Genomic DNA, 12927 nt, shown 5'->3' on the forward strand with positions numbered 1-12927 from the left:
AATTTCAGAGTCACGCTTGAGCGAAATTCATTTCCAATCAGGAAATCAGCCCAAGACGGAACGACAGCGCCACGGCATGATGACGGTTTTTCGCCTTCAGCTTGTCCTGGATTCCGTTCATGTACCAATCGACAGTGTGGGTCGAGATATCGAGAATCTTGCTGATCTCGTTCGACGTCATCCCGTCGGCCAGGTAGTTCAAGGCTTCCATCTCGCGCCGCGTCATCTGGACATCGACGCTGGACACCATCTCGGCAAGCACCTTTGGATCGGTCAGCTCCAGCAAACGCCAGAATATCTTCTTGGCGATGCCGTCGAACAGGCTCATTTCCACCGGGCTGAGATCGACGACACGGCCGCCGAGCGTCATGTTGCCAAGCAATCCACGGCGCCCGTGGACGGGGAAAATATAGCCGTCATAGAGGCCGTGGCCCCGCGCATCGACCATCATGCGCTCCATGCGCTTGCGATGCGGGTCAGAACGGAAGGCAACCAGGGTATCGCGCCAGCGGAAGCCGCGCTGCGCATGGCCGAGATAGCGGATCGTCGGATCGATAACGACATATTTTTTCTTGATGTAGATCTGCGGCCAACCGTTCGGCCAGCGTCCGGCAAGCAGCAGGCTCAATGGATTTTCATCGGGCTTCGGCTGGCGAACGAGCCCATAGTAGTCGAAGCCATAACGGTCCAGAAGGCGTTCGAATTCCCGAACGATCTCGTCCCTGCTCCTCATCTCGTCTATGAGCGCCAAAAATTGCACCAGCAATGTGATATTCATAAATGCCCCTTCAAGAAATCGGTTTCAGTCTCTGACTGCATTTATCGCACCGCAGCATGAATGCGCTGTTCAGCACCCATTCATGTTGCAATCGCAATAATCCCCAACATCAGTCATGGAGCCACCTAACACCGCATCACCGTCGAACCGCAAGGCGCGAAAAATAGCAAGCTATGAATGATCAACTTAGGGGCGTCAGGAATCTCCAATCGCCTTGAAGGTCTATCATAACCAAGTTTGCTCGGCGAAGCCAAAAGATGATTTTCTGTGACAGTGCTTCAAAAAGAATATGACGGAAGGATAAGGAAGATCAGTTTTGGAATTTTCGTTCCATCAACTCCAGATGACAGAACGAATACTTTTTCCGAGCAAGTCTTTCCTTTTTCAACCGTTTCTCCGCGATGCAAATGCCCTGTTGCTTTTTCATTGCACCGCAAACCAACTGCCCAAGAGGGATAAGACAGTGTCATTGTTCCAGGTCTATGCAAGAGCGCTTCAGTATCTTGCCGTACACAAGCTCCGCGTTTCCGCGATCGTTATCGCCAATGTCGTCCTGGCGGTCATCACGATTGCGGAGCCCATTCTGTTCGGCCGCATCATCGACGCCATCTCCTCCAAGCAAACCGTCACGCCCATGCTTTTGATGTGGGCAGGTCTCGGCGTATTTAATACGGTCGCCTTCGTGCTTGTCGCCCGTGAGGCAGACCGGTTGGCGCATACGCGCCGTTCGACGCTCATCACCGAAGCCTTCGGCCGGATCATTTCCATGCCCTTGTCGTGGCACACCCAGCGGGGCACCTCCAACGCTCTGCACACGCTGCTGCGTGCCTGCGAAACGCTGTTCGGCCTCTGGCTCGAATTCATGCGCCAGCATCTTGCGACCGCTGTTGCGCTGACGCTCCTGGTTCCCACGGCCTTTGCCATGGATGTCCGCCTGTCGCTAGTTCTCGTCGTACTCGGCGTACTCTATGTCGTCGTCGGCAAGTTCGTCATGACGCGGACAAAGGAAGGTCAGGCCTCCGTCGAGGACCACTATCACACGGTTTTCTCGCACGTCTCCGACTCGATCAGCAACGTTTCGGTCGTACACAGCTACAACCGCATCGAGGCCGAAACCCGCGAACTGAAGAATTTCACCCAGAAGCTGATCTCCGCCCAGCTGCCGGTCCTCGACTGGTGGGCGCTTGCCAGCGCGCTGAACCGCATGGCCTCGACCATCTCGATGATGGCCATCCTCGTCATCGGCACCTTCCTGGTCCAGAAGGGCGAACTCGGTATCGGCGACGTCATCGCCTTCATCGGCTTTGCCGGCCTTCTCATCGGCCGCCTCGACCAGATGAAAGCCTTCGTGACGCAGATTTTCGAAGCCCGTGCCAAGCTTGAGGACTTCTTCGTCCTGGAAGATTCGGTCCGTGAACGCGAGGAACCTGCCGATGCAGGCGAGTTGAACAATGTCCGCGGCGAAGTCGAATTCCGGGACGTGTCCTTCAACTTCGCCAATTCGAGCGAAGGCCTGCGCGATGTCTCCTTCACCGCCAAGGCCGGCCAGACGATCGCTATCGTCGGCCCGACCGGTGCTGGCAAGACGACGCTGGTCAACCTGTTGCAGCGTGTCCACGAACCTGCCGGCGGCAAGATCCTGATCGATGGCGTCGACATTTCGACGGTGACCCGCAAGTCGCTGCGCCGCTCGATCGCCACCGTTTTCCAGGATGCAGGCCTGCTCAACCGGTCGATTTGTGAGAACATCCGCCTTGGCCGCGAAGACGCCTCCCTCATCGAAGTGATGAAGGCAGCCGAAGCCGCTGCGGCCGCTGACTTCATCGAAGGCCGCCAGGGCGGTTACGACACCCGCGTCGGCGAACGTGGCAACAGGCTTTCCGGCGGCGAGCGCCAGCGTATCGCCATTGCCCGGGCAATCCTGAAGAACGCCCCGATCCTCGTGCTCGACGAAGCGACCAGCGCGCTCGACGTCGAGACCGAGAACCGCGTAAAGGCTGCGATCGACAACCTGCGCAAGGATCGCACCACCTTCATCATCGCCCATCGCCTGTCGACGGTGCGTGAGGCCGATCTGGTGATCTTCATGGATCATGGCCGGATCGTCGAGATGGGCGGCTTCAACGAGCTGAGCCAAAGCAACGGCCGATTTGCATCCCTGCTCCGGGCCAGCGGCATCCTCACGGACGAAGACGTCCGCAAGAGCCACGCGGCGGCCTGACACAGGGCTTACCGTCCAAATATAAAAAGGCCCCGCACCGGGGCCTTTTTCATGTCTTGGCGACTTGAGGCCGGGACAGATCGCTGATCCAGTCGAGATAGCGGGCATAGGCAAAATGTAGACCTATGCCGCCAAGCACGAACAGCGAGCCCCAGAGCGGATCACGTCCGGTCACAAACAGCAGCACCTGACCGACCATGGCGAGGATCGTCCCGAAGATGAACACCGGCAGCGAATGCCGGCCGATCAGGACGAGTGGATGATCGATGCGCAGCCGCGCCATCCGGCTGAAGACCGGAAAGACGGCCAGCAGATAGGCAAGAGCCAGAACGTGCAGCAGGCGCGTGAGCGACAGGAAGGTCTTGTCAAAGCCCGTCAGGACGGCAGGCAGGCCGTAGGAAAAATCAAGGTTCCACCAGGACAAAGACACCCAGAAGCACGACAGCATCACGTAGCCTGCGGAGAGTGCTATCAGCAGCGGATGGCGCGGCAGCTGTTTGCCTGAGCGCGATCGCATCATACAGATCACTCCAATGACGAACAGGAACTGCCAGGACCATGGATTGAGGAACCAATAGCCTTCGTCGAGGAAATTGATGGGCACGATCGTGAAGATGCCGGCCGCGAGCCAAAGCGCGGCGGACGCCATGAACAGCAGGAACGGACTGCGCCCGTGGAGCCAGAGCATGCCGGGCAAAAGCAGGAAGACAACGGCATACATCGACAGGATGTTGTTATAGCCCAGCTGATGCCCCAGCAGCACCATGGCGACGAAACCCTGCTCGGTATGATCGACGAGAGGACGGATGTTGATCTCGCTGATCAGGTCCTGCCGGCCGAAATAGAGCGCACCGCCGGCAAAGATCGCCAGCGTGATGATGCTGGTCATGATATGCGCGACATAGAGCGTAAACGCCCGGCGCCAGATTTTCAGGCTGAGCGCGAGGCGATTGCCGACATCGAACTTCCGGCCATAGGCAAGCCCGGCCGAAAGCCCCGAGATCAGCACAAAGGCTTCGGCGGAGTCCGAGAAGCCGAAATTCTTCGTGGTCAGGTATTCGAGATATTGTCCCGGTACGTGATTGATGAAGATGGTGATGAGGCAAAGCGCCCGATACACGTCGAGGCGCGTGTCGCGCTGGGGAGATATGGAAGGGCTCTCCGCCGTCTGCCTACTATCGGCAGGCGGTTCGAATTGCAGTTTTTGAAGCATCCAGAATGTTCTCGTCCGAGTTCAGTGCCCCTGCCCCCTTGACGTGATGTGACTGCTGGCGATCAGAACGAAACCGGCTTTGCGCCTTCTGGTGCAAAGCCGGTTACCACTCTTGAGCAAGCGCCGGCAGCTACAACAAAACGCCTTCATGCGCGTTTTTTGTGACAGTATTATTGACGCTGACGATCGGCTCGCCGCTTTCCCCATTTTTGGTCACGGAAATCGTATGCGCCTTGCCGTTGATCGTCAGCGTTGCCGAGAACCCGTCCCAATCCTTCGGCAGGACCGGCCGGATGATCAGCATCTCTCCCTGTCTGCGAATGCCCAGGATACCTTCGACCGCGGCGCGATAGAGCCAGGCCGCCGAACCCGTGTACCAGGTCCAGCCTCCGCGTCCCGTCAGGTCACCGTCGCCGTAGATATCGGCGGCGACCACGTAAGGTTCGACCCGATAGTGATCGGCACCGTCGCGGTCCCTCGAATGATTGATCGGATTGAGCATCTCGAAGGCGCGCCATGCGTCTTCCGTTCGGTTCTGCGCCGCAAGTGCCAGCACCACCCATGTCGCCGCATGGGTGTACTGCCCACCATTTTCGCGCACACCCGGTGGATAGGCCTTGATGTAGCCCGGGTCTTGCGCGGTTCCGGAGAGCGGCGGCGTGAACAGGCGGATGATCTGATGATCAGCATCCGCCAACTCCGAAAGGACGGCGTCCATGGCCTGCGCTGACCGGGCGGCATCGCCCTCGCCGGACAGAACGCTCCAGGACTGGGCGATGGAATCGATCCGGCATTCGCTGCTATTGGCAGAGCCGAGCGGCGTTCCATCGTCGTAGTAGCCACGGCGGTAGTGGCCGCCATCCCAGCCGGCCGTTTCAAGCGCCTGCTTGAGGCCGGCAAGATGCGCTTCCCAGGCGGAAATCCGCTTGGCATCGCCGCGCTCGCGCGCGATGACGAGGAAGGAGCGCAAGGTGGCGGCGAGGAACCAGCCGAGCCAGACGCTGGTACCGCGCCCCTCGATGCCGACACGATTCATGCCGTCGTTCCAGTCGCCGCCAAGGATCAGCGGCAGGCCGTTCTCGCCCTTGCGGGCAATGGCCAGATCAAGCGCCAGCGCGCAATGCTCGTAGAGGCTCGCGCGCCGCTCGGACACGGCAGGCTGGAAGAAGCTGTCATGCTGGCCGGGCTCAAGGGCCGCACCCTCGATGAAGGCGATCTGCTCGTCGAGAATATCCTTGGTTCCCGTCACAGCGCAGTAATGCTGGACGGCATGGCCGAGCCAGACGACGTCGTCGGAGATCAGGGTACGCACGCCCGAGCCGTTGCCCGGCAGCCACCAGTGAAGGACGTCACCCTCGACAAACTGGCGCGCGGCGGCGTTGAGGATCTGTGCCCTTGCCAGTTCCGGCCGGTGCACGATGAAGGCGAGCGTATCCTGCAGCTGGTCGCGGAAGCCGAAGGCGCCGCTGGCCTGATAGAAGGCCGAGCGCGCCAGAATACGGCAACCAAGGCTCTGATAGGGCAGCCAGGCATTGACCATGTTGTTGAACGCCTTGTCCGGCGTTTCGACCTGAAGAACTCCCGTAAAATCCTGCCAATAGCTGTTGGATGTTTCAAGAACCGCTTCGAACGTGCTCTGCCGCGCCTCTGCGAGATGCTCGAGCGCTTGTTGGGCATTGTCCGAATCGCCGATATAGAACGTCAGGTCCCGGCTCTCGCCGGCCTTCAGCGTCACATCGACAACGATCGCGGCACAGGGATCGCCATCAGCTTCGACGGCCCCCGACAGCACGCCGCCATCAAGCACGGCCTGCGGCGCATAGATGCTGCCGGCGCGCCCGAGGAACTCGCGCCGGCTGCTCGTAAAGCCGGCAGGCTTCTCGCTGGCCGCAAGGAAGGCGGTGCGGCCCGAATAGTCGATGCTGTACGGATTGGTCGCCAGTACCGCGCCGCTTGCCTCGTCGTGATGCGAGAGAATGAACGGCGCTGTCTTTGCCCGGTTGTTGCCGAGCACCCATTCGGCATAGCCATAGACCTTGAGGCTTCGCGCTTCACCGGACGTGTTGTTCAGCCGCAACCGCAGATATTTCACCGGTGCCGTGCGGTGAACGGTCTGGCTGACCTCGATCTCCAGCTCGTCCTGCACGCTTTTGAACACCGAATATCCGAGCCCATGCCGGGTCTCGAACAGGACGGACTTGCGGCGCGACAGGGCGGCATGGGGCGACAGGACGGTGCCGTTATCCATGTCCCTGATGAAGATCGCTTCGCCCGGGCGGTTGATCACCGGATCGTTGGTCCAGGGCGTCAGCTGATAGTCGCGCGAATTGCGGCCCCAGGTAAACGCAGCGCCCTCGGCTGCCACGTGGAAACCGAAGGCTTCATTGGAAATCACGTTGATCCACGGCTGCGGCGTGGCTTCGCCACCGCGCAGTCGCGTCACGTATTCGCGGCCATCCGGGGAAAAGCCGCCATAACCGTTCCAGAACTCGAGGCCATCGCCGTTGACGTCGATGCTTTCAACACCGCTGTCTTCAGCCACGACCGCCAGCAGCGGACCAGCTGCGGCTTCCTTCTTCGCGGAAGGTTTCGAGAGCAGGTTTTCCGCCCGCGAAATCTGGTCCGAGATCTTGCCGTTGCGGGCGTGGAAGACGGCCCGGGACGCAGACAGGAGCGCCGACCAGGTCTGCGGCTCCATGATGTCGCGGCGAACCGCAAAGATATGCTGGCGCGGACCGTCTGACAGGCCGCGCAGGCGCAGGTTTTCGGCCATGGCATCCAGAGTGTGCTGCATGTCCTGTGCATAGGATGCGGCACGCTCGTTGATGATCACCAGATCCGCGGTGACGCCGCGTGAGCGCAGATATTCCTGCGCCTTCAAGGCTTCGCGCGCGATACCAAGATCGATATCATCGTTGATGCGGACGGCAAAGATGGGGAAATCACCCGAAATCGACAGCGGCCAGAGCGCCGACTGCGGTGCGAGGCCAGCCTGAACCGTCGCGGTATCTGCCCGCAACTGCATGTCCGGATAGACGAGGTAGCGGCCGAGCATCTGGAAGCTCGCCGCTTCCTGCGAGGTGACGCCGACATGGCGCATCTGCACCTGGGATCGGGTCCAGGCATGGATGAGTTCATGATTGAAGCTGTCGGGGTGACGATAGCGATCAACCGCCTTGTCGATCGCTTCGCGGTCGGGAGCGGCGATGGTCCAGAAGATCACGCTGACCTTCTTGCCGGCCGGCACCCGCACGACGCGGCGCAACGAGACGATCGGATCGAGCGTATAGCCGTCGGTGCCCGAAAGCTTGGCATCGGTATCGAAAGCCTGCGCCTCGGCCAGCGTGCGGCCCGTGCCGATGAACCGGCGCCTGTCCGTTTCTGCTTCGGTATGGCGGGTGCTGGCGGCGTTGTCGACAATCAGGTGCGCCACCTGCATATCCGGCTCGCCGGGACTGCGCTTGTTGCGCGTGACACGGATGACATCGCCCTTGGGATCGACTTCCGTGCGCAGGAACATCTTGGCAAAGAGCGGATGGGCACTGTCGGTATCGTCGGTCGTCAGAACCGGCTCGGCATAGGATGTCACCTCGATGAAGCGGTCCTCCGTTCCGGTATTGAGCAGGATCACCCGGCGGCCTTCGGCGTCGTGTTCCGTCGCGACGATGCATTCAACTTCGCTGGTGAGGTCGCCGACGGTCTTGATGAACTCGGCCTTGTCGTCGCCAAAGCGGGCCGTCGTTTTCTCGCCTTCGGCGCGGCGCGGTTCGGCCGTCGCCGACCACCAGTCTCCGGTGGTCGTGTCGCGCAGGAAGATGAAGGTGCCCGAACGGTCCTCGGTCGGATCGGCCTTCCAGCGGGCAACGGTCTGGCCGTTCCAGCGGGAATAGCCGGCACCGGTCGCGGTCAGCATCACGGCATAGTGGCCGTTCGACAGGAAAACCGTCTCGCGGTCCTTGGTCAGCGGATTGGTGATCACGCGCACTTCGGGGCGCAGCAGATCTTCCTGCCCCTTGCCGAGCGATTCCGGCTCTTTCTTGGTATTGATGATCGGAATATCGCGCGGGGCCTTTTCCTGCAGCAGCAGTTCGGCGGCTTCGATGACCGGATCGGCGTGGAACCACTCGCGCAGGCGCCCGTTGAAGACGACGTTGGCAACCGCGGCGATCGACATGCCGTGATGGTGCGCATAGTAGTTGCGCACCACGGCGCAGGTCTTGCCTTCCGGCACGCGTGTCGGCGTGTAATCGACGGAATCGTGGAAACCGTAGACGCCGAGCGCGCCAACGGCGCGCAACCGCTCGAGATTGGCAAGCGCCGCCTTTGGAAAATACATGCTGGCGAGAATCGAGGCATAAGGCGCGATGACGGCATTCTGGCCGAGACCACGCTTCAGGCCGAGCGTCGGCACGCCGAAGTTGGTGTATTGATAGGTCAGTTCGTGGTCGCGGGCATTGAAGGCCGCTTCCGAAATGCCCCACGGCGTGCCGAGACGGCGGCCGTGGTTCATCTGCTCCTGGACGATCAGGTTGTTGGTCTGGTTGAGAATACCGCCCTGACGCTCCTGCATGACCAGCGGCGGCATGAGATATTCGAACATCGAACCGGACCAGGACACCAGCGCACCGCGCGCGCCGATCGGCACGATCGGACGGCCGAGCTTGTACCAGTGTTCCGTCGGCAAATCGCCCTTGGCGATGGCAAACAGGCTGGTCAGTCGTGCTTCGGAGGCGAGCAGGTCGTAGCAGGCTTCGTCGAGTTCGTTCGCATTGACGCGGTAGCCGATCGACAGCAGCCGCCTTTCCGGCCGGAAGAGGAAACTGAAATCCATCGTAAACGCGATATCGCGGGCACGGTCGCGCACGACGATCAGACGCTGGCGCAGCGCTTCGATGGCGCCGAGATCGAAGACACCGTCGGCGATGTGGGCTTCGCAGGTGTTGACGAGCATGGTCGCCCACTTCGTCACTTCACCGCTCTGGGCGTTTTTGACCTCATGGTCGAGGTTGACGGTGAGCTTGTGGATGTCGCGCGCCAGTACCGCAAGGTTGATGACGCGGATGGAGGCGAATTCGTGCTCGCGCTTGACCGCGGCCAAGGCATTCTGGAAGCCGGTGATCCTCTCTTCCATCAGGCGGCGCAGCGGCCGCACGGTCTTGCGGTCATCCGGCAGATCGGCCAGCACCTCGGACAGGATGGAGGCAACATCGCCGATGCCGTCGAGATTGCCCTGGACATGGGCGGAAGGCGCCTCGGCCCAATCGCGGCACATCGAAGACACCGCGATCAGGTGGCCGGCAAGATTGCCGCTATCGACGGCGGAGACATATTTCGGCTCCATCGTTTCCAGCGTATCGGTCTTGTACCAGTTGTAGAGATGGCCGCGGAATTTCGGCATGCGGTCGATCGTGGCAACCGTTTCCTCGAGGCGACGGACGGTTTCCTCGAAACCGATCCAGCCGAAATCGCGCGCCGACATCACCGACAACAGATAAACGCCGATATTCGTCGGCGAGGTCCGCTCGGCGAGGATAGGATGCGGGATTTCCTGGAAATTGTCCGGCGGCAGGAAATGCTGCTCGGCGGTAACGAACTGCTCGAAATAGAGCCATGTGCGCCGCGCGATCTTGCGCAGTTCCTCGACCACGTTTTCCGGCACGACCAGCTGATCTTCCGTCTCGGCCGACTGGCTGACGAACCAGGCAATGGCGGGAGATAGCGCCCAGACCACGGCAAACGGAATGCCGATGAAGGGCAGACCCGTGTCGGAGACCGCCGCCAGCGCCAGCGAAAGCACCGACAGGAGCGGTACGATCCACATCGAACGGTAGTAGTCCCAGACGGCGCCACCGGCGGAACTCTGGACCTGTGCGGCCGTACGCCATTCGAGCATGAGCTTGCCGCTGACGAACGTACGGTAGATCGAGCGGACGATGGCGTCGGCCATCATGGCCGCCGAATGCGCGATGAAGACGATGCGAAGCACGACCTGCGCATTCGCGGCCTGAATTTCGGATAGAACCGCATGAAGATGCGCCCGCGCGACGATATCGTTGCGGCGCGGCATCAGGCCCGAAATCAGAGACATGGTCGGAGCGACGAACAGGCTGAAGATCAGTACGAACTGCCAGATCAGCGCCTGTGTCGGTTCCATATAGTACCAGCCCATCACCGAGGCGATCAGCCAGGCAACGGGGATCAGTGAGCGTCGCAGGTTGTCGTACATCTTCCAGCGGCCGAGCATGCTAACGCCGTTGGAAAGGTTGAACATATAGGGCAGGAGCTGCCAGTCGCCGCGTGCCCAGCGATGCTGGCGCGACATTTCGACTTCGTAACGGATCGGGAAATCCTCGACCAGCTCGACGTCGCTGACAAGAGCGCAATGCGCCAGTGAGCCTTCGAGCAGATCGTGGCTGAGAACCGCGTTCTCCTCGACCTTGCCTTTCAGGGCCGCTTCGAAGGCGTCGACGTGATAGAGGCCCTTGCCGGTGAACGTCCCTTCGCCGGCAATGTCCTGATAGACGTCAGAAACGGTGAAGACATAGGGATCGATGCCGCGATTGACGGAAAAGATGCGCTGGAACATCGAGGCATCGCTGCCCGTCGTCAACGACGGTGTGACGCGCGGCTGAAGGATGCCGTAGCCGGCCGTCACCTTCTGGGTGACCGGATCGACCACCGGGCGGTTGATCGGATGGTAGAGCTTGCCGACCAGCTTGGTTACCGCGTCGCGCATCAGGCGCGTGTCGGAATCGAGCGTCATCACGTACTGGACATTTTCCGGCACTGTGTTGGCGCCGGCAAGAAAGCTCGTATCGCTGTCGCCGCGAAGCAGAAGGTTCAGCTCGTGCAGCTTGCCGCGCTTGCGCTCCCAGCCCATCCAGACGCCTTCGGCCTCGTTGTAGAGCCTGCGGCGATGCAGCAGATAAAAGCGCGTACGGTCGTCATGAGCATAACGGGCACTGAGCGTTTCGATCTCGTGCTTGGCATAGTCGAGCACGTCGAGATCGGCGGCGGTTTCTTCGGTCTTGCTGTCGATCCAGTCGCTCACGAGCGCGAAGTAGATTTCGCCCTTCGGGTTGGCGAGGTAGTGGACTTCGAGGTTGCGCACGAGTTCATCGACATGATCGCGCTTGGAGATCAGACAGGGGACGACGACAAGGGTCCGCGCATCCTCCGGAATCCCGTCAAGGAACTCGTATCCGACAAGGCGCGACGGCGTGACGAACAGCGTCACCAGCGTATTGAAGAGGCCGGCGGCACCTTCCGAGGCCGGAAGCGCAAACAGCAGCAGCATGATCAGCTTGGCGCCCGTCGGGATTTCCATCGGGCTGACGAAAAAGTAGACCGCGATCATCGCAAGGATCGTCAGCAGGATGTTCGGGCCGGCGATCGCAAGCCAATCCAGTTTCCGGCCAAGCCGGATGATGGTCTGGAGGACGGAAGGGCGATACCCGATCTTTGCTTCCAGCAACCGGCGCTGCTTGCCGACCAGAAACCCGCCGACATTCGGCTCGTGGAGCACGCCGGTCGCGCTGGCGTCAACGCGCGCCTGGTCCTTGACCATGTCGAGCGCGATTTGCGTGACTTCGAGTTCGCTATAGCCCGAGCGCCGCGCCAGTTTCTCGATCGTGTTGCGGTATTTGTTGCGCGACCCAAAATCGAGCGCGGAATAATCCGATCCTTCGCGCAGCGCGTCATCCAGCTTGCTCACGCTTTCGAACCAGACGGCCCAGTCGTTGTCGTCGATCTCGCGCAGGCTGCGGATGATGTTGCTCATCGTCGCATTGCCGGAGGACAGCCGGTTCTGCTCGGCGACCAGAGCCTCCTCGACGTCGCTGCCGCGCTTCTCGAGCTGTTCTTCCAGCCAGGTGATGACGTATCCCGAGGTCTGCGATCCGTCCCTCAGCCGGTAGAGGAGCTGCGCGACAAATGTGTTGTCCGCGCAAAGCGCCTCGGCTTCCGACAGGATCGTCTTGAACTTCCCGGGCTCGCCAAGGCGGACGATCTGATCGGCGACGTCATTTGCCTTGTTGCGCATGTTGCGCGAACGATCGACGCGAATCGCGATACGCCGCAGGTTTTCGATCAACACGAAACGAAGAATGGACGGAAGCGCCCACAATTCGCCGATCTTGAAGGTTTCGTGGTCCTGGAAGCCGGCGACCATCGCGGTCAGGCTTTCGCGCGATACCGTGCTGTGCGTGTGGGCGACATAAAGCCATGCGAGCGCCATGGTGCGCGGGATCGTCGTCCCGGCAACCGAAAGGGTTGGCAGCTGGCGATAGAATTTGCGCGGAAAGTCGCGGCGAACCTCCTGAATGGACTCTTCGACCAGATAGTGGTTGTCGAGCAGCCATTCGGCGGCAGGCGTGATCGAAGCCCCGGCTTCGACATCCGTGGCCGTGACCTTGTAGACCCTGAAGATCTCGTTTTCGTTTTCACGATGGCGCGGACGGAACTCGAACGGAAAGAAGCCCGGAAGGCTCGAAACGCCATCGCGGGCGAGCGCTGCACCGCATTCATGAAGCTCATCGATGGTGAAATAGGTCGAGCGGATCGAATCGTTATAGTCGATCGGCTTGATCTCAGCTTCGCGCGGAGGCGTGGACGGCGTGTTATGAAGGGGCATGGGTACGGGTTCTGGATCCAAGCGGTGTTGAAGGGTCCGGCTGGCGTGGTCGTGCCGGATGGGCTGTTGCCCTGATTTTTTAG

Annotated in this window: 4 protein-coding genes; 1 reads left to right on the forward strand and 3 read right to left on the reverse strand. The window is 60.7% G+C overall.

Annotated features, from left to right (window positions below):
- Nucleotides 1–37 precede the first annotated feature (37 nt).
- Nucleotides 38–778: a LuxR family transcriptional regulator gene (locus tag J2Z75_RS10310; RefSeq protein WP_209851491.1), complete on the reverse strand. Its 741-nt coding sequence runs from the start codon at nucleotides 776–778 to the stop codon at nucleotides 38–40.
- A 463-nt stretch (nucleotides 779–1241) separates the two neighbouring features.
- Here J2Z75_RS10310 and J2Z75_RS10315 point away from each other — a divergent pair, with 463 nt between their 5' ends.
- Nucleotides 1242–2999, forward strand: a complete 1758-nt coding sequence (locus tag J2Z75_RS10315; RefSeq protein ID WP_209851494.1) for a glucan ABC transporter ATP-binding protein/ permease — start codon at nucleotides 1242–1244, stop codon at nucleotides 2997–2999.
- Between the two features lie 49 nt (nucleotides 3000–3048).
- Here J2Z75_RS10315 and J2Z75_RS10320 read toward each other — a convergent pair whose 3' ends face one another.
- Nucleotides 3049–4212 (reverse strand): OpgC family protein, encoded by a 1164-nt coding sequence (locus J2Z75_RS10320; RefSeq protein ID WP_209851497.1) that lies wholly within the window; start codon nucleotides 4210–4212, stop codon nucleotides 3049–3051.
- A 130-nt stretch (nucleotides 4213–4342) separates the two neighbouring features.
- A complete protein-coding gene (locus tag J2Z75_RS10325) occupies nucleotides 4343–12844 on the reverse strand; it encodes a GH36-type glycosyl hydrolase domain-containing protein (RefSeq protein WP_234937269.1) in 8502 nt (2833 codons plus the stop codon).
- Nucleotides 12845–12927 lie beyond the last annotated feature (83 nt).

Source organism: Rhizobium herbae (genome assembly GCF_017873135.1).
Lineage (GTDB): Bacteria > Pseudomonadota > Alphaproteobacteria > Rhizobiales > Rhizobiaceae > Pararhizobium > Pararhizobium herbae.